We start from the raw sequence: 18,034 nt of genomic DNA, 5'->3' as shown, positions 1-18,034 counted from the left end.
GTAATCCCTTGGTATCACATGGAATCGGACTGTGGAGTGAGATCGGACGGCCGCGGCGGGGCCGGGTTACCGGCTGGCGCATCCAGCTGGTTTGGCACCGTCAGCGTGCGTGACCAGGTCTGCTATGAAGTAGCTATGAGCAGTCGGATCGAGGAGATCGCTGTTACCGAGGGCAGCGGGGTGATCGACGTTCGCGGCGTCGGGCATCCTCTCGACCTGCCCGGCGGGTGGAGTAGTCACTGTCTGTTGCGCATCGGGGGCGAGGTCGCCGATCTCGATACGTCCGCCTATGAGGGCACCGTCGGCAGGCTGATCGCCCGCGCCGCGTCTCGGCCACCACGACCCGAGGCCATGGCCGCGCTGCGGAAGTTGACCATCACGGCCGAGGCGACTGCGTCGCTCGGTGAGGTGTTGCAGCCGTTGCTGCACCTGCTGACTCCGGGGCGCTATGAACTTCGCGGCCCGGAGCCATTGTGGCCGGAGTATCCGCAGGCTGTGCGGAAACGCTGGGCCACTGTCGCCGACGTGGCTGTCGTCCGCGCCGAACCGAACGAGCCTGTCTGGTTCTATCCGGGGCCGGACGATTCGACCTATCTGGTGCCGACCGAGGATTGGCCGCCGGCCGACGACGCCGCGGTCGAACGGTATCGAGAGCTGATCGCCGATGGCGTACGCCCGGCAGTTATCGCGCTGCGGACCATCAGCCGGTTTCCGATGAGCGGGTTCGTCATCGATGGTCACCACAAGCTCTCGGCGTACCTGGACGCCGCTGTCATCCCGACCGTTGTGTGGATTACCCGGCTCGATGCGCCGGAAATGACGGCCGCGGAAATACGTGCGAACTTTCCAGAACTGTCCGAGACCCATCAGTACTTCCGCACGTTGCTGCGGGTACTCGACGAGAAGGAAAGCTGAGCTTCGCGTGGCGCGGCACACTGAGTCCATGCACTACGTCGGCCAGGTGCCTGCCGCGCCGCTCGACCGATTCATCGACGACATCTACTGCCTGACCGGGGTGCCGCGGTACCGCCGGATGATCGTCCCGCCGATGCCGTCGGCCCACCTGTACATCAACCTGGGCGGACCCGCCCGGCTGTGGGATTCCGACCCTTCGGTGCCGCCGGCGACGTTCACCGACGGGTGGTTCATGGGTGTCTGGACCAGGCGTTTCCTGTTCGAGTACCCCGAATGGGTGCGGCTCGTCGGGGTGCATTTCAAACCCTGGGGGATTTCGCCGTTCGTCGACATCTCCGCGAGCGAGCTGCGGGACCGATGGGTGCCGGTCGACGCGGTCTGGCAACGGTCGGTGGACCGGATCCGCAACCAGGTCGGCGACCTCACCTCGGCCGCCGAGACGCTGCGGGTGGTGGAGCAGGAACTGCGCTCCCGACTTGCCGAGACGCCAGCACGCGGTCTCGACCTGGTCCAGTACACGGGCGGACGTCTGGCGACATCGCACGGCGCCGTCCCGGTCGGCGCGCTGACCGATGCCGCCGGGGTGAGTGTCAATCATCTTGCCGCGCAGTTCAAGTCACATGTCGGGGTCACCCCGAAGCGGGTAGCGCGGATCTACCGCTTCGCACAGCTGATCCTGTCCGTGGATGCTGTGCGGCCGGTCGACTGGGCGCAGCTCGCACACACGGCGGGCTACTTCGACCAGGCCCACTTCAGCCGGGAGTTCAAGGACTTCACCGGCCACACCCCGACGGAGTACCTGGCCCTGCGCCGCCGCTTCCCCGCCGACCAGGATTTCCCGCCCGACGGCGGTCCGATGCCCGCCGAGTGATTTTTTACAAGCCCGATCGTCCGCGAGGCGACAAGATCGGAGCGAATACCCGAGAGACCCGAGGAGAACCAGTGGGCACAGTAATCATGCACAACGTGGTGTCAGTCGACGGCTTCATCGCCGACAAGAACGATGACGTCGGCCCACTCCATGATTGGTACTTCAACGGAGACACCCCGATCTCCGACCGAGACCAGGAGTTCGATCACTCCGGCTCAGACAACGGCTTCAAAGCCTCGAAAGTATCAGCGGAGTACGTCAGTTCGATCTGGGCGACGATCGGCACAATCGTGATGGGCCGCACCCTGTTCGACCTCGTGAACGGCTGGGAAGGTCGCCCACCCGCAGGCGAGCACGTAGTAGTGGTCTCCCACCGCCCCAAGCCCGAAGGCTGGCACCCCGAAGCCTCCTACCATTTCGTCGACGACGTCACCGCCGCGATCGCCAAGGCCAAAGAACTCGCCGGCGACCGAACAGTCGCCGTCAACGCAGGTGAGGTAGGCGGCCAAATCCTCGTCGCCGGCCTCATAGACGAGGTAGCAATGGACGTAGTCCCCGTCATATTCGGCTCAGGCAAACGCTATTTCGGCAGCATCGATGAACAACACCTGCTGGAAGACCCCCACGTCGTCATCCAGGGCAAGGGAGTCCTCCACCTGAAGTTCAAGGTCCGCCGCTAAGTCCTTGCCGAGCGCAGTCTTTCAGCTGAAGTGGGCGATGGAGAGTAGGCCGGCGGTTATGCAGTAGGTGGCGAAGGGGAGGAGGGTGCGGGTTTGGAAGTAGCGGTCCAGGAAGCGGACGGCCAGCCAGGAGGAGAGGCCGGAGATGATGGCGCCGAAGAGGATTGGGCCTCGGATGCCGTGGGTTTCGGGGCCGAATAGTTCTGGTAGTTCGAGTAGGCCTGCGCCGAGGATGGCGGGGGTGGCCAGGAGGAAGGCGAATTTGGCGGCGTGGTCGTTTTCCAGGCCGCGCCAGAGGCCGCCGACCATGGTGAGGCCCGCTCGGCTGAAGCCGGTTACCAGGGCGCCGGCTTGGACGAAGCCGATGCCGACGGCGTCTCGGATGTCGAGGGCGGCCAGTTGGCGGTCGGATTGACGGCGGGGTGGGGCTTCGAGGGTGAGAAGTGTTGTGCGGGTTTGTTGTCGGGCGAATCGGCGGCCGTATTCGGCGAGGGTTGGTTCGTTGCGGCGGCGTAGTCCCTCGCCGATGATCAGGACGATACCGTTCAGCACCAGGAAGATACTGGCGCAGATGGGGGCCGCGAACAGCTCGTGTAGTGGGTGTTCGAGCAATGGTCCGAGGATGGCGACGGGGAGGGTGGCGATCACGATCAGCAGTGCCATCCGCTGAGCGACGGTGTCGAGGCGCCTGGTCCGCACCATGGTGACGAGACCGGCGACGATGCTGCACCAGGTGCGCCAGTAGTAGCCGATCAGTGCGAGCGCCGTCGCCACGTGCAGGGCCACGACAAAAGCCAGATACGGTGTGCCCGTGCCGGATTCGCCTGGACTGACCAGTTTTTGCCAACTCCCGCCGAGCCAGGCGGCAACCAGCACGGAATGCCCGAGGCTGGAGATGGGGAACAGTTCGGTGACACCCTGCACCGCACCGATGACAGCCGCTTGAAAGTAGGTGAGCATCGCGAACGAGTTTCGCATGCACCCGGCGGCAACTCCACAGAGGCCCGCGCATCGACCGATATGCCTGAATCGGCCTTCTCTCAGTAACTTTCGTCCGATTCGGGGACCCATTGTCGATCATGAAACCGGGCCGATATTCGGTTGTCCCGCGAACGTCGCGGGTGTAACGTCCCCGGCATGCAGCGCGCCCAGTCCACCACGACGCCGGATAACGTCCCGGCGCGCTGAATCCTGTTCTGCGAAAAGCCCCGGGCGGATGCCCGGGGCTTTTCGCTGTGGTCATCCGTCCCTCGACTACGAGGAGACCTCCATGTACGACCACCGAAAGCTCGGCCGCGAACTCGGCTTGTTCGACACCGACCCGTTGATCGGAGCCGGATTGCCCTACTGGCTACCCGACGGCGCGATCGTGCGCCACAGCCTCGAGGAATACATTCGTACCGCGGAACGACAGGCGGGCTACCGGCACGTGTACTCGCCGGTGCTCGGAAAACGCGAGCTGTACGAAATATCCGGACACTGGGCACATTACAACGACGACATGTACCCGCCGATGGACATCGGCAGCGAGCAGGTGGTGCTGCGCCCGAGTCTGTGCCCGCATCATGCGGTGATCTACCGGTCCCGCGCGCACAGCTACCGCGAACTTCCGTTGCGGATGGCCGAACTGGGCGGGATGTACCGTTCTGAATTGTCCGGAGTGTTAGGCGGTTTGACCCGAGTACGGTGCATCCAACTCAACGATGCTCACATCTTCTGCACCCTCGACCAGGTCGCCGACGAGGCCGCCAGCGCGCTGGCATTGATCGGCTCCGCGTATCGGGCCATGGGGATCAGCGATGCCCGCTACCGACTGTCACTGCCCGGCGCGGGCGGCAAATATGTTGCGGCACCGGAGATGTGGCAACGGGCAAGCAAGATCCTGAGCGAGGTGCTCGACCGATCCGGAGTGCCCTACGAGGCAATCGAGGGCGAGGCCGCATTCTACGGCCCGAAGATCGACGTCCAGGTGATCGATCACGCAGGCCGCGAATCGACCCTGTCCACCGTGCAGGTCGACTTCTATCAACCCGAGCAGTTCGACCTGCACTACACCGGTGCCGACGGCGCCAAACATCGTCCGGTCATGGTGCACCGCAGCATCATCGGCAGTGTCGAGCGCGCGATCGCCCAGCTGATCGAACAGCACGGCGGCGCCTTCCCCGCCTGGCTGGCCCCGGTTCAGGTGGCAGTGCTGCCGATCTCCGATGCTGAGCAATCGGCTGCCGCGGAGTTGCGAGACCGATGCCTGCGAGCGGGCCTGCGTGTCCAGGTTGTGGATGCTGCATCGGGAAGTTTGGGGGCACGGATACGGGAAACCCGACTGGTGCCATACCAATTCATCCTCGGCCCGGCTGAAACCGCGAACGGAGAGGTGGCGGTGCGCCTACGAGATGGACGCCGTCTCCCGGCCCAAGCCATCGACCATGCCGTCGCACAAATCCGCGCACTGATCGAGAGCAACGACACCCGCCTGTGGTCTGACTGATCCCCATCGGACCAGCCCCGGCCCAGCTAGATCATTGGACGAGGGTCCACGGGGCCGGGGCGGCGGCGGGTCCGCCACCGGAAAAGGTCTGGTTTGTTTCACATGACATGGTGACGACGGCGGCGAATGTGGTGTTGAGCAGATATCCGTCGGCGGGATAGGCCTGACTTGCGACGACCCCGTTGGGGTATGGCGGCTTTCGGTTCGGCGCCCATCCGATGGTGTTCCACGCGGATTCGGTGTCGTCCAATAGCGACGGGGATGGGTCGCCCAGCACTTTGTAGCTGATGGAGTAGTACTCGGCGCGGGGGAAAATGGCGCTGCCGGTCCCGGTCGGTAGGACGCCGCCCGGTGAGGTCGGCCGGCCGGGGTCCGGTTGCGCCTCGAGGTAGGTGCCCTCGGGCATGGCTCGGATGGTCTGCAGCAGGTAGTCGATGCAGGCGTCCTGGGCTTGCTGGGCGTTGGCGGGCGGCGCGGCTTGTGCCGGTGCCGCGAATGTGGCGGCCACGACGAGTGCTCCTATGCCTGGTAGGGCTCGGATGGCGAGATTCTGCATGCGGCTCACATCCTAAAATTGCGATTACCAAAAGTTTGCTGGTGCCGACTGTAGCACCTGCTGACGCGATGTGCCACGTATCACAATCGAGGGAGTCGCCGCATTGTCGGGTCTGTTCACTCACGGTCGGCTCGGGCCGATCACACCTCCGGCGCGGCAATCAACCCAAGACGCCAAATATTCTCCAATTGTTCACTGCTCCAACAATTTTCATATGTGAATGCCCCTTGAACTGTGGGCCTGCCGAACGTCGTTTTCGAGGTAATGTCGAGGCGATCTGCTACCCGCGTCCGCCGGATCATTTGTTCAACAGGAGGATCGGTGACCGACCTGCTCCAGGTGGATCTGGACAACTTGCACGGCCTCAGCGGCAAGCTCACCAAGGAAGCCGACGATATCGCCGCGATCGAACACACCGTCACCGTGTGGATGTCCGACGGTCCGATCCACAAGGCCTTCGAGCAAACCAGAGAGACCGTCAAGACGACCTACCGCTTCATGAGTGGTGAGATCCATCAGATGTCCGACGTGGCGAAGGCCGGAGTGCAAACGTACGAGGACATGGAACATGTACTCGCCGAACACTTTCACCGCTACGTCAACGGCCAATAGTCTCCGATGACCACCATCAGTCATGTGCGCGCCTGCCAGCCCGACACCATGGTCGCCTTCGGCGAACACCTCGCCGAGCGGAACTCGATCTTCACCGAGCGCCTCGACCAGATGAACCGTGACGTCGATACCGCGATGCAGACGTGGCACGGCGCGGGTGCCTCCTCGGCCTCGGCGCGGGCCCTGTCGCACAAGCTGGCCGGCAGCCATATCGGCAGCTCGGTGGTGACGATCAGCGACCGCTACAACACTTTCGGTACCCAGCTGGCAGCCGTCCGAACACCCCTGTTGACCGCCGTGGAGAAGGAAGTGCCGGGGGCCGGCATGACGGTCGACGACCAGGGCAATGTCACCCCGCCGAAAATGCCGGGCAACTCGTTCAGCTCCTACTTCATCCAGCAGCTGGTGAACGACCAGGCCGCGTGGTTGCAATCGCGCATCAAAGCCTTCCTGGTCGACTTCGGCGACTTGGAAAACAAAGCCGCCCAAGCCATTACCGCCGATCTGCAGCAGCTGGCCGGATATCAGAAGGCGCCGGACGGCGCACCGCTCAGCGCGGCAGTGCAGGATATTCTCACCGGTCGCGCACAGCTGCCGACGGACCCGAAGCAATTGCACGACTTCTGGGCGAAGCTGACACCCGCCGAGAAGGACGCGCTCTTCCAGCACGACCACTTCATCGGAAACCGCGACGGTATTCCGCAGGTGGATCGCGACTACTACAACCGGCAGAACCTCAACTATCTGCGGGCCGACGCGCAGCACAAGCTCGACGGCCTGCTCGCGCACCCACCGCAGGCGGGCACCGAAGCGGTCGAGAAGTGGCAGTCGCAGGTGGCTGGCCTGAAGGAGCAGATAGCCGGATACGACAAGGTCAAGAGCGAGATCAGGATGAAGGACGGCGTGCCACGACTGCTGTCCCTGATCGACGACCAGGGCCATGCCGCGATCGCGCTACACAACCCGGACACCGCAGGCAATGTGGTCACCTTCGTCCCCGGCATGAACTCCAGGCTCAGCGGCATCGATGCCGGCGTCAACAGCGCCGACGCGATGCGGTTGGCCGCCCAGCGGGCCGACCCGTCACGCCAGACATCGGCCGTTGCCTGGTACGGATACGAGACGCCGAAGACGTTGTCCGACGCCGCAGGTAGTGAAATGGCGAAAGCCGCTGCCGCGCCGTTGGACTCATTCCAGGCCGGGCTACGGGTCACCCATGAGGGGGCACGCGCGACCGATGTCGTCGTCGGCCACAGCTACGGTACGACGGCCATCGGAAATGCGGCCAGCAACGGACATACACTCGACGCGGACAAAGTCATCTTCATCGCCAGCCCCGGCGTCGACGTCAATCGCGCGTCGGAAATCAGTTTGGTGGGTGTCGATTCCGATGACGTGCACAACCATCTGTACGCGACAACCGCACCGAGCGATCCGATCAGGCTCGCGGCCGATACGGAAACGCACGGCACGTCGACGGAATCGGAACGCTTCGCGAACCAATTCTCCTCCGACGGCCCGAGCGACGGCTTCCTCGGCTATGACGGCGCCGCACACAACCACTACTGGGATCCCGACAATCGGGCGATGGACAACGTCGGCAAGATCGTCACCGACAGTGGCCCCATCAGTTGACCGTCACATCTTCCGACCCGGGCGGGTTACGCGAATGTCTGAGCAGCACAGTGATTTCGAAGAGTTGGGCCGCAAAGTTCAGCGCGCTCAGTACGCGATGGGACAGGTCAGGGGCATCGGCCTGGTGCGCGGCGTCCGGGTAACGGTCGATGCCGAGAATCGCCTGCTGTCCGTCGATGTGCCGAACGCCTGGACCATTATCGAGGCCTATCAGGCGGCACTGCGCGATAAGGAGCCTCAGGTGGCGGCGGCGATGCGAGAGTTGAACGCGGACTCGCGCTTTCGCTCCGTGCGCACCTTCACCGAGGCGAATTCGGCACGCTTGGAAGCCGAGCGGCGCTACGGTGACCGACAAGACGAGCGCTACGACGAACGCCGATCATGGTCGGTCTATGAGCAGCCCAGGGACTGAAATAGTGACGGGCCCATAGTTATTCACCATCGGACCTAGTTCGGTGGAGGCCGGACGCCTCCACCGAACCGATCGGATCAGCTGTTCGGCCGCGGCTCATTCGTCATTCTGTCCACCAGCTGTCCGTCCAATCGCCGTCGGCCCAGTCGCCAGGCCATTCATCTTCGGTCCAACCATCGTCAGGCATTTCTTCCTCCGTTTCTTCGGTGTTCGGCTTTCCGCGGGGCGGCTTCGGCGGTTCGTTCTGCTGGCATGCGGGCGCTACCGGTCCATTGCTTCCGGTTTCGAGGAAGCCGTCGCTGACCCACTTGCCGTTGTCGAGTTTGTTCCACAGATCGGTGGCGCCCCACTTGCCGTTGAGCCGCTCACCGCGGGCCGTGCAGGTGATCGTCACGACGTCGCCGTTACGGACCGTGCCGACGACCGAATTCCGCGTGCCGGGGCCGGATCTCAGGTTGACGTTCCGATTGCGGTCGGGATACGGGCGGACGGTGCCCTTGGCCAGTGTCGGATTGGGTTTGGGGTCGGTCGGTTTCGGGTTCGTGGGCGGTTTCGGATCGGTCGGCTTGGGGTTCGTCGGCGGCTTGGGATCGGTCGGCTTGGGATTGGTCGGCGGTTTCGGGTCCGTCGGGGTGGGCGTCGAATTGTCCCCGCCGCCGAAGTTGGTCAACCTGCCGCCGGTGCGCACCTGCTGGCCCTCGTGCTCGGCGTATCCGCCGTAGGCCTCGGGACCTTCGTGGAAGGTCCAGCCGCCGAGGGTCACGCCGTTGACGGGCACCGGCTGCGAGCCCTTGTAGAGCGACATGTGCACATGCGCGCCGCTGGCGAACCCGCCGCACGGCAGCTGAGTACCGGTGCGGCCCAGGTAAGTACCGGCCGCGATCTCGGTGCCGTCGGCAGCGCCGATGACGTCGGTCATGTGGTAGTAGGAGGTGGTGTAGCCGTTGTTGTGCACGATCTTCACCTCGGCGCTGCCATTGCGCACGCAGGTCTTGTAGACCCGGCCCGCCGCGGGCGCCATCACCCGGCCGTCGCCGCCGTTGAAGTCCACCGAGTTGTACGGCCGGCTGGTGCCGCTGATGCCGTGCGGTCCGCCACCCATGAACCAGGCTTGCCCCTGTTTCCACGGCAGGGACAGCGCGGTGTTTCCCGAACGTGGTTGTGGCGCAGTCAAAGCCGCCTTCTCGCCGCCGCTCACCACCGATTCCGGGGCCTCGCTGACCATGCTGCCGAACTCGGGCGTGCCTTCCAGCGCGACCGACCAATCGCCTTCGTCGTCGAGTTTCGCGACATATAGCGTGGATTTCGGCGTTTCCTCGCTCTCCGTGTCCTGCGGCACGGTCGCGGCGCCGAAGACCCATTCGCCGTCGCTGCGGATGCGGTCGATGACCGGAGGCTTGTCGCTGGTGGCGGACTTAGGGGTTGGTTGAGTCGCGAGGGTGTCGGTGATCGCGTCGTCCAGGCCGTCCGCGGTGGGTTCCGCGCTGACGGGGCCGATGGTGACGGTCAAGCCGATGACGGTCGCGAGGACGAGGGTGCTGACTGCACTGGGGAATATCCAACGTCGGGCACGGCGTGGATTGATCGATCTCAAGATGAGGCAACTTTCTCCGTCGGTCGTGATAATCGTCTATCGAGGGCCGAAACGGCCTCCGGAAGCGGGCCTCGGCATATAACGTATCGGTCACGCTTGCCGGATCGGATTCCCACTTCCCAGCCGAAAGTGTAGGCTAGGCGATTAGCGAAGGGCGGATAGGTTAGCCATTCTATAAATAGAGTTAAGCCAGGGATTCAATAATGACGAATCCCTGGCTTTGATATCTTCTGTGCATAATAGAAATTATGCAGTCATGCGTGGATCGCCTTGCGCGTGCCGGTGGGTTGAGCTCAGATCCGCCGCCCTCGAGGGCTCCTCTCCGGCGTGCGCCCCGCGCTGGCCCTCGGTTGGCATGGCGGTAAGGATATTCTAGAGAACTTGGGAAACTTTATAAGCAACCCCGCCTTCGATCAGATATCCCGATCCGACGCATACGATATCGTTCAACCATGCGTATTGTTCCGCCCCGGTTTCAAAAAGTGGTGCGGTTCGGAAATAATAGCGAGCAGGGTCTATCCGGCGACTTTCGACAGGATCGGCGATATCGGTACGAAGTTCGGGTGGGACAATCCACCGTCCCCCGTATGACATATGGATCAATGCATCGTCGTGCGTACGCAGCGTGAGCCGGACGTCAACCGTCATCGCCCGGTCGGGACGGAACAGTGTCCAGTCGCCGCCACCCGGCACCACTTCGCCGCGCAGCCTCGGCCCCTCGAACGACCCGCTCGCCGCACCGAACAGAATCCGCCGACCGAACGGGCCGACGCCCATGTCCAGCGGCGGGTTCAAGTCGACGACTACGTCGAGCAGATGCGTCGTCCGAACCTCGCCGACGTCTCGCACTCGCGGGTCTCTTGTCGTGTCTTGGCCTGTATCTGTAGTCACCATTTAAAAGTACGGCCGTACGTATGTATACGTCAAGGGTCGAGATGCCGCCGAGATCACTCGAGTACACGTCGGGCATTGGTCTTTTCATGGCCTCGCGCGATAACTTGATCAGGTGATCAGCAATTCGGTACCCACGACGGCGGGAGCATGGCGGGCGGGTGACGGCGCCGCGGTGTCGTTGCGGGAGGCGACGGTGGCCTGGGCGCTGGCCGCGCACGCGGAACTGTCCGAGATCGCCACGGGGTACGGGCATTTCATCACGGTGGAAGAGCTGGCCGAGCGGGTGCAGGAGGTGTCCGGCGTGCACACCGGGGCGCCCACGCGCACCTGGATGGATGCCATCCTGCGCAAGATCGCGCGTCGCTGCCACAAGGCGGGGGAGCCGCCGCTCACCGCGCTCTGCGTGCGGCAGAACCATACGGTCGGCGACACCTACAAGTACGTGCTCGAACTCGCCGGACTGCCGATCCCGGACGACCTCGAGCTGCACGCCGCCTACGCCCGCTGGCAGTGCTACGAGTTCCACGGTGCCGCAATGCCCGCCGACATGGCGGTCCCGCCGCTCACGCCCAAGGTGGCCGGGCGCCGCGCGCCGAGCATCGTCGCGCAGGTCGAAACCAAGCCGCAGCCGACCCGTCCGGCGGTGTGTTCCCAGTGCTTTATTCAACTGCCCGCCAATGGAACCTGCGAATACTGCGTTTAGCGGTCGCACAGGCGAAGGCCCGCGCTCGGAATGAGCACGGGCCTTTCGTTTTACCTCTCGTGGGGCTTCGTCACCCGTGGATCACGAAACCGCGCCGATGAATCCGCCGATGGCGGCACCGATGGCGCAGCCGAGGATGGCGCCGACCAAGAAGAACCAGATTCCGATCAGAATGCCGACCAGGCAGCCGACGAACGCGCCCGCGAGGATGGCGCCGCCACCGCCGACGGTGTGCACGAACGGCAGGTCATGCGAGCTGGTCGCGGCGACCGTCGGGCCGCCCACCGGAGTGAGGGTCAGCGCGGTATCACTGGTCAATGCCGGTGTGACGGACATGATTTGGCCCGTCTCGGCCCGCAGTGTCGTGGGAATCGCGCCGATGACGGCGCCGTCGTCCGCGACCACCTGAACCGCGTCCGGCGTCAGGACGAATCTGCCGGAGGCCAAGGTGACCAGGGCTTGTGAATGATCGGCCGCGAGCGTCGTCGTGTAGCCGACCGAGCCGTCCGTTCCGCTGACGCTGATATCGGCCAATTCCGCTTCGCCGTGTGCCGTCGCCATCGTGATTCCAGTGGCCGCTATGGCGAATATCGCGGTCGCCACCAACTTCTTGATAAACATGGTCTTTCCAATCCGTGCGGGTTTCCTTTGACGTTCCCCCGACAAACGGCACCGGACGTAAGATCATGATGCGCTGGTGGGTGATACCTGTCTATTAGGCGTTTCCCCTGCTCAAAGCATATTTTCGGTTTGGTTTCGACCCCTCGCGTCGGGGGTCGGCGCAGTGGCCGCCCACAGCGCGTCAGGGCGACTGTTCGGCACTGGGCGCGGGGCATGGATCGCCGGCGAAAGGCAGGCCGAGGGCCCGATGCACCAGATAACCGACGGCGGGGGAATCGGGCAGGATGCCGTGGTGGAATGTGTCGGTGGGGCATAGGTCTTGTACCCATAGATTCTCGACGGTGGCATCGCGCCCCGCGCGCAGGAAGGTCGCCTCGGGCGGCGTGACGACATGATCGACGCGGGTCGCGATCGCCGTGTAATGCACGCCGGGTTCGGTGTCACCGCCCGCGTTGAGGGTGCGGATGAATTCGCTGCCCGTCAACTGTTGCGCCGCCGAAGTGCCGAGCACTCTGGCGATCACGCCGTCCGAAATCCCGGACGCGCTGCCCGACGGTAGGAGAAAGCCGAGCCCATCGGCCGTGGTGCCGTGGTTTGTCCCGGCGATGGTGACCAGGTGATCGACCTTGTTGCGGCTCGGATCGCCGCGATTGGCACCCCCGTCGAACCGCAGATATTGTCGCGTCAGCGGCGCGCCCTGCGAATGCGCGACGATATCGACCTTCGCCGCACCGGTGACCCCGCGCACCCGCTCGATGAACGCCGCCAGTTCTTTGGCGGACGCGCGAATATCCGCGGTGCCGAACACGCCGGGAGCCGCACCGCGAATACTGAACGGCGCATGCCCGTAATTGAGCGAAAATACGCACACGCCAAGCGCTTTCAACTCCGGGGCCAACGTATCCCACGAGTTCTGATTGCCCCAGGTCCCATGCACGAGCACCACCGGCTCCGGCCGTTTCGCATTCGGGACACACGTCCAATCATTGGCTCCCGTCGGCGCGACGCTGCCATCCTCGACGACCTCGGCGAAAGCGGGCACGGCCGCCACCATTCCCGTGACCGCCAGTGCCACGGTCAGACTGATCCCCCAGCGATACCGACGTGATCCACGCATCGAGACACGGCTCCTTTCGCCAGCAAAACAGCTCTGCTCGGCAAATCGGACGCCAATCTCGTCACCAGGTGCTGCGGCCTCATGGAACCATTGGAGCGAATGCGTGGCAAACATGCTGTCGGAGTGGCGGGAAAGGTTTCACGTTTTCTCCGCCCGAAGCCAGGGTTTTCCCGGAGGCCCGACGCCTCGAATCCTGCAAGGCTTGGCACCGTGAAAAACCCTGGAGTGCTACTGATCTCCGCGCCGCTGTGCTTTTCCGGATACGGAGTGATTCGGCTGTTCGGGCTGTCCGATGGCAGGTACGGACCCGGCATCGATTGGCAGGCCGGACACATCGTCGGCCTTATCGGCATGGTGTTGTTCGTCCCCGCGGTGCTCGGTATGGAACGCTTACTGCCGCACGGTAAATGGCGGACCGGCACGGTGATCGTCACCCTGGTCGGGTTGGCCACGACGATTGTTCAGTTCTGTGCCGATATCGTGTTCGCCGCGCTGGCCGCGGACAAAGCGGAGATGTCCAGGCTGAGTCATGAATTCTCGGCCATTCCCGGTGTCCGCCCGACGTTCTACACCGTGGGGCCGCCGCTGTTCTTTCTCGGCCTGATCGTGCTGACCGTGCTGCTCGCCCGGGCCGGCCGGCTGCCGTGGTGGAGCCCGGTGGTGATGGCGATCAGCACCATGGCGCCGCTGCTCACCCTCGACTTGATTCCGATCGCGGGCGTCGGCATCCTCGCCTCGGTTGTCGCGCTCAGCGGTAACGCCGAATTCGAGGCGACATCGCCGGTCCGCCAGGCCGAGGCGCGCGGCCGGAAAAGGAGTGTCGGCTGACGGGTTCGCCCTGGTAGGAATGCAGCCATGTCGCCTGAATCCACCTTGTTCGCGGGAACGGACCTCGCGGCCCGCATCGAGCGCGTCGAACGGTCGCTGCTGGAAGAGGGCGCCCGCGCCGCCGCGCAGCGGGAGCCACGGGTGCTCGTGCGACCCATCGGCAGCGGCTCGGCCGTGTGGGCCGGGCCGAACTCACCCCTCGGCAAGGTGGTCGGCGTCGGCGTGGGCGACGACTTCGACGACAGCGCGTTGGACGCGGTGGAGGCGGCCTTCGCCGAGCGCGACGCACCGGTCCAGTTCGAGGTCTCGACCCTCGCCGATCCCGCCGTGGTCGAACGCCTGACCCGGCGCGGCTACCTGCTGACCGGCTTCGAGAACGTGCTCGGCCTGCGACTCGACCAGGGCGGGCAGGCGAATTCCGCTGCCGACGTCGAGATCTCGGCCGTTGCTCCCGACGAGTTCGACACCTGGCTGAACGTTGTCGCCGACGGTTTCGCCGCGCCCGACGCCCAGGGCGTCGCATCCCACGAGGAGTTTCCCCGCGATGCTCTCGACAATTCGATTCGCGACATCGCCTCGGCCACCGGCTTTTCCGGCTTGCTCGCCCGCATCGACGGTGTCGCCGTCGGCGGTGCCAGCCTGCGCCTCGCCGACGGTGTCGCCCAATTCTGTGGCGCGGCAACCCTTCCGGCGTTTCGTCGGCGCGGCGTCCAGGCGTCTCTCCTCGCGGCCCGGCTGGCTGCCGCCGCGGCCGCGGGCTGCGACCTCGCCGTGGTCACTACCCTCCCCGGCTCGAAGTCGCAGCAGAACGTCCAGCAGCTCGGCTTCCAACTTCTTTACGCCCGCGCGATTCTCGTTCGTTCGGCCCGGCTCAGCTGACCAGCACCGTGTGTATTCGGTTCTGCGGGTCCACCTTTCGGCGGGTCGCGTCGAGCAGACGGTAGTTGTGCGCGTAGTAGCGCTCCATGGGGTCGCCGGATTCGAGGTAATTGACGTAGGCGCCCGCGGAGTACGGCGCGATCAGGTGATGCGCCTCGGCGATCCAGGCGGCCGCCTGTTCATGCGGGATCTGTTGGTAATTGCCCCATTCCACGAGGGCGGCATGCTCGCGCCACGGGAAGGCGGTGTCGGCGGGGAGGGTGTCGCGGATCGCGCCGTCGAGGGTGTTGATCTGGACCCATCCGGTGCCGCCCGCCCGGGAGTGCGCGGTGATCGCCTCGATGATCGCGGCGATGGCGTCGTCGGAGAGTTCGGTGACCACGTCGGAGCCGCAGGTGAAGGTGGCGCGCGGCTGGGTGGCGCTGCCGCCCGCGAGATACATGACCGTGTCCATGTGGTTCAGGCTGCGGTACTCCACGTTGAGCGGTTTCGCGGTGGCGGTCATCAACTCGACCGCGGCCCTGATGCCCTCCTTGGCCGGGCAGACCAGCTGCATCCAGCATTTCAGCCCGCCCTTCCCGTCCGCGTCCACGCTGACGCAGGCCCACTCGGCGGGATCGGCGGTGCCGAGCCAGGTCGACCATCCGGCGATCACCTGAGCCGCGAGTTCGCCCGGAAAGGCCAGTTGCACTACATCTTTCGGTGTTGCGGGGCAGGTGCGATAGGTGAGTGAGGTGACCACTCCGAGATGGGAGCCGCCACCGCGGACGGCCCAGAACAGATCCGGCCGCGAGGTCGGCGAAACCTCGGTCACCGTGCCGTCGGGCAGCACCATCGACGCGGCGGTCAGCCGGTCGCAGGTCAGTCCGTAGCGGCGGGACTCGAACCCGAGGCCGCCGCCGAGGGTGAGCCCGGCGATGCCGACCATCGGGCACATCCCCGTCGGGATCGTCTGCCCGAACCGGTCGAGCTCGCGGTACACCGCGTTGAGCGTCATGCCCGGTGCGACAACAGCTTCGCCGTCGCGATAGTTCACCCCGGACAGCTTGCGCAGGTCGATGATCATCGCCCCGGTCGCCGAGGAGGCGCCCACATAGGAATGGCCACCCGCGCGGGCCGACATGACCAGCTCGTGCTCGGCGGCGAAGGCGACCGCGGCGGCAACGTCGTCGACCGTGTCGGCGCGCACGACGGCGGTCGGCTTTTCGTCGTCGAACCGGGTGTTGAAGATCTGCTTCGCCGTCGGGTACTCCGCGTCGTCGGGCAGGAAGACGCGACCACGCACGCGCTGGTCGAGCTTGCTCCAATCCACGCCCGCAGCAATGCGGCTGCTCGGTAGCGGCATCGGCTCGGCGCGCGCGACCCGAGCGCCGGACGGTCCGGCCAGCGCCCAGCCGGTCAGGCCGATACCGAGTGCGCTCCGCAGGAAGGTGCCGCGCGAGAAGTTGGTGTCGATCTCGTCAGCCTAAGGGCGTAACCGCTTGAAACAGTGGCACGACACCGACCGGCGACGCCCAGGTGCACCCACTGTCCTGTTCACGGCCGCTGCGACGAATCACCCATCCGGGACGGCCGCGGGTCCGAATACCGGGAGATAGCCACCCGATGAATGACCATCATTCCATCACTCGAAGGAGACGTCTGGCGTGCTGGTCGATCGCGAATTTCGGGCAAGGGCCTTGTTGGTCCGGGTGGCGATGGCGCTCGGCGTGGCACTGCTGACGGTGCCCGCGGTGGCGGTCGCGCAGCCCGCCGCCGTGCTGGCGGACACGGCGGGCGTGCCCGCGGCGGTGTACGGGTGGGACACCTATCGGCGGTTGGACGCGTTGCCGTATCTGAGTGGCGCGGTGCAGGCGCAGCAGTACTCCAGTTACGACCGCAGCGGCGGCAACAAGGACTGGACCGGCGGCTGCGTCGACCACGACGGGCCGCGCTGCGTGGTCGCCGAGGACGATGGATCCGGCGAGATCGATTCGATCTGGTTCACCATCAATCGGGGCGACGTCACCGCACTCGGCAACATCCGGATCGAACTGGACGGCAAGGTCATCCTCGACGAGCCGCTGCAATCGGTGGTCGACGGTGCCTACGGCCCGCCCTTCGCGTTCCCGCTGGTGGCGAATGCCAAGCAGTCGCCGGGCGGCGTGTATATCAAAGTGCCTATGCCGTATCGGAATTCGATGCGGGTGAGCGTGTCGAACCCGGTGGATTACTACCACGTCACCTTCCGTCATTTCCCGAACTCCGATGGCGTGCGGACCTTCGACCGCGGCGATCTGGCGCTCGACGTGTTGGCCACGCTCCTGGCCGCGGGTAAGCGGGATCCGAAGCCGGTGGCTCTCGGTGCGCGACCGCAGACGCGCACCGTCGACATCCCCACGGAGAACGCGGTAGAGATTGCCAAAGCGGCTGGGCCGGGCAGTATTTCGGCATTGCGCTTGCGGCTGCCCGCCGGGACGGACACCACCGGTGTGCGCCTGCAGATTCGATTCGACGGGCACGACATGGTCGATTCGCCGGTCGGCGAGTTCTTCGGCGCGGGACTGGGTCCGGTGGACGTGCGGTCGTTGCTGTTCGCGTCGAATGCGGAACCGGGCGGTTGGCTCTCGTCGTGGTGGCCGATGCCGTTCGCCCACGATGCCGTGGTGACGTTGCGCAACAACACCGGCAGCCCGATCAGCGGCATCGACGCCGAGGTGGTGACAACGCCCGACGCGCAGTGGGGCCCGGCGTTGCGCAGCGGCCAGGCCGGGTATTTCAGTACGCGGTCGCATTCCGGCCCGACCACGCCGGGCGTCGACTGGCCGTTCGCCACCGTGACCGGCACCGGCAAGTTCGTCGGCGTGAGCCACGCCATGAGTGGCCGCCACGTGGACACGGCGATGGGCAAGGACGCGGTGTTCATGGAGGGCGACGAGAAGGTCTACGTCGACGGCTCGACCACTCCGCAACTGCACGGCACCGGCACCGAGGACTTCTACGAGGGTGGCTGGTTCTTCGACTACGGCAAGCGCTACACCCTGCCGCTCACCGGTCAGCCCACCGTCCGGGTGACCGACGACCGCTGCCCGGATTACTGCGCCACCGCCTACCGCCTCATGCTCGCCGATGCCGTCGGTTACCGTTCGAGCCTGCGATTCGGCATCGAGCACGGCCCCGTCAACGACGAACAAGCCGACTACAGCTCCACCGCCTTCCTCTACACACAGCCGTAGCCCACGTATTCGGG

General features: G+C 65.1%; 18 protein-coding genes. 11 read left to right on the top strand and 7 right to left on the bottom strand.

The window, feature by feature from the left end; genetic code table 11:
• The first annotated feature begins 135 nt into the window (after positions 1-135).
• The 3 genes from ABZ942_RS14005 (at position 136) to ABZ942_RS13995 (ending at position 2,466) form a co-directional block, all read left to right on the top strand.
• Positions 136-915, top strand: a complete 780-nt coding sequence (locus ABZ942_RS14005) for a hypothetical protein (protein ID WP_357381690.1) — start codon at positions 136-138, stop codon at positions 913-915.
• A 28-nt stretch (positions 916-943) separates the two neighbouring features.
• Positions 944-1,786 carry a helix-turn-helix domain-containing protein gene (locus ABZ942_RS14000; RefSeq protein ID WP_357381688.1) on the top strand — a complete coding sequence of 281 codons (843 nt, stop codon included), beginning with the start codon at positions 944-946 and terminating at the stop codon, positions 1,784-1,786.
• Positions 1,787-1,857: 71 nt separating this feature from the next.
• Positions 1,858-2,466: a dihydrofolate reductase family protein gene (locus ABZ942_RS13995; RefSeq protein ID WP_357381686.1), complete on the top strand. Its 609-nt coding sequence runs from the start codon at positions 1,858-1,860 to the stop codon at positions 2,464-2,466.
• A gap of 21 nt (positions 2,467-2,487) precedes the next feature.
• Here ABZ942_RS13995 and ABZ942_RS13990 read toward each other — a convergent pair whose 3' ends face one another.
• Positions 2,488-3,444 (bottom strand): undecaprenyl-diphosphate phosphatase, encoded by a 957-nt coding sequence (locus ABZ942_RS13990; RefSeq protein ID WP_357381684.1) that lies wholly within the window; start codon positions 3,442-3,444, stop codon positions 2,488-2,490.
• Between ABZ942_RS13990 and thrS the strand changes: the two genes are divergently transcribed.
• Positions 3,443-4,954: a threonine--tRNA ligase gene (gene thrS / locus ABZ942_RS13985; protein WP_357381682.1), complete on the top strand. Its 1,512-nt coding sequence runs from the start codon at positions 3,443-3,445 to the stop codon at positions 4,952-4,954. The two genes, ABZ942_RS13990 and thrS, sit on opposite strands and share 2 nt — an antisense overlap.
• 31 nt (positions 4,955-4,985) lie before the next feature.
• Here thrS and ABZ942_RS13980 read toward each other — a convergent pair whose 3' ends face one another.
• The gene (locus ABZ942_RS13980; RefSeq protein ID WP_357381680.1) at positions 4,986-5,462 is read right to left on the bottom strand and encodes a hypothetical protein; all 477 of its coding nucleotides are present in this window, start codon (positions 5,460-5,462) and stop codon (positions 4,986-4,988) included.
• 369 nt (positions 5,463-5,831) lie between these two features.
• On the opposite strand from ABZ942_RS13980, the gene ABZ942_RS13975 reads away from it, so the two are divergent.
• The 3 genes from ABZ942_RS13975 to ABZ942_RS13965 are packed head-to-tail and all read left to right on the top strand — an operon-like array spanning position 5,832 to position 8,169.
• A complete protein-coding gene (locus ABZ942_RS13975) occupies positions 5,832-6,122 on the top strand; it encodes a hypothetical protein (protein WP_357381678.1) in 291 nt (96 codons plus the stop codon).
• A 6-nt stretch (positions 6,123-6,128) separates the two neighbouring features.
• Complete coding sequence (locus ABZ942_RS13970) at positions 6,129-7,757, top strand: alpha/beta hydrolase (protein ID WP_357381676.1); 1,629 nt, start codon at positions 6,129-6,131, stop codon at positions 7,755-7,757.
• 34 nt (positions 7,758-7,791) lie between these two features.
• Entirely contained in the window at positions 7,792-8,169 is a 378-nt protein-coding gene (locus tag ABZ942_RS13965) for a hypothetical protein (protein WP_357381675.1), read from the top strand.
• A 103-nt stretch (positions 8,170-8,272) separates the two neighbouring features.
• On the opposite strand, the gene ABZ942_RS13960 is transcribed toward ABZ942_RS13965, so the two are convergent.
• Together ABZ942_RS13960 and ABZ942_RS13955 are read right to left on the bottom strand one after the other, a co-directional pair.
• Entirely contained in the window at positions 8,273-9,679 is a 1,407-nt protein-coding gene (locus ABZ942_RS13960; RefSeq protein WP_357381673.1) for a peptidoglycan DD-metalloendopeptidase family protein, read from the bottom strand.
• Positions 9,680-10,135: 456 nt separating this feature from the next.
• Positions 10,136-10,612 (bottom strand): DUF3237 domain-containing protein, encoded by a 477-nt coding sequence (locus ABZ942_RS13955; protein ID WP_357381671.1) that lies wholly within the window; start codon positions 10,610-10,612, stop codon positions 10,136-10,138.
• A 157-nt stretch (positions 10,613-10,769) separates the two neighbouring features.
• Here ABZ942_RS13955 and ABZ942_RS13950 point away from each other — a divergent pair, with 157 nt between their 5' ends.
• Positions 10,770-11,360, top strand: a complete 591-nt coding sequence (locus tag ABZ942_RS13950) for a hypothetical protein (protein WP_357381669.1) — start codon at positions 10,770-10,772, stop codon at positions 11,358-11,360.
• Positions 11,361-11,441: 81 nt separating this feature from the next.
• Here the strand turns inward: ABZ942_RS13950 and ABZ942_RS13945 are convergent, their stop codons facing one another.
• Together ABZ942_RS13945 and ABZ942_RS13940 are read right to left on the bottom strand one after the other, a co-directional pair.
• Positions 11,442-11,981 (bottom strand): hypothetical protein, encoded by a 540-nt coding sequence (locus tag ABZ942_RS13945; RefSeq protein WP_357381668.1) that lies wholly within the window; start codon positions 11,979-11,981, stop codon positions 11,442-11,444.
• Between the two features lie 181 nt (positions 11,982-12,162).
• Positions 12,163-13,098 (bottom strand): alpha/beta fold hydrolase, encoded by a 936-nt coding sequence (locus ABZ942_RS13940; RefSeq protein ID WP_357381666.1) that lies wholly within the window; start codon positions 13,096-13,098, stop codon positions 12,163-12,165.
• A gap of 210 nt (positions 13,099-13,308) precedes the next feature.
• Between ABZ942_RS13940 and ABZ942_RS13935 the strand changes: the two genes are divergently transcribed.
• Together ABZ942_RS13935 and ABZ942_RS13930 are read left to right on the top strand one after the other, a co-directional pair.
• Entirely contained in the window at positions 13,309-13,926 is a 618-nt protein-coding gene (locus tag ABZ942_RS13935) for a hypothetical protein (protein ID WP_357381664.1), read from the top strand.
• 27 nt (positions 13,927-13,953) lie between these two features.
• Positions 13,954-14,805: a GNAT family N-acetyltransferase gene (locus ABZ942_RS13930; RefSeq protein ID WP_357381662.1), complete on the top strand. Its 852-nt coding sequence runs from the start codon at positions 13,954-13,956 to the stop codon at positions 14,803-14,805.
• Here ABZ942_RS13930 and ABZ942_RS13925 read toward each other — a convergent pair.
• Positions 14,798-16,117 carry an FAD-binding oxidoreductase gene (locus ABZ942_RS13925; RefSeq protein WP_357381660.1) on the bottom strand — a complete coding sequence of 440 codons (1,320 nt, stop codon included), beginning with the start codon at positions 16,115-16,117 and terminating at the stop codon, positions 14,798-14,800. The genes ABZ942_RS13930 and ABZ942_RS13925 overlap by 8 nt on opposite strands.
• Positions 16,118-16,451: 334 nt before the next feature.
• On the opposite strand from ABZ942_RS13925, the gene ABZ942_RS13920 reads away from it, so the two are divergent.
• Positions 16,452-18,020 carry a glycoside hydrolase family 172 protein gene (locus ABZ942_RS13920; RefSeq protein ID WP_357381659.1) on the top strand — a complete coding sequence of 523 codons (1,569 nt, stop codon included), beginning with the start codon at positions 16,452-16,454 and terminating at the stop codon, positions 18,018-18,020.
• Positions 18,021-18,034 lie beyond the last annotated feature (14 nt).

The organism is Nocardia sp. NPDC046473 (assembly GCF_040645995.1).
Lineage (GTDB): Bacteria > Actinomycetota > Actinomycetes > Mycobacteriales > Mycobacteriaceae > Nocardia.
This window is presented reverse-complemented; position numbering and strand designations above follow the sequence as displayed.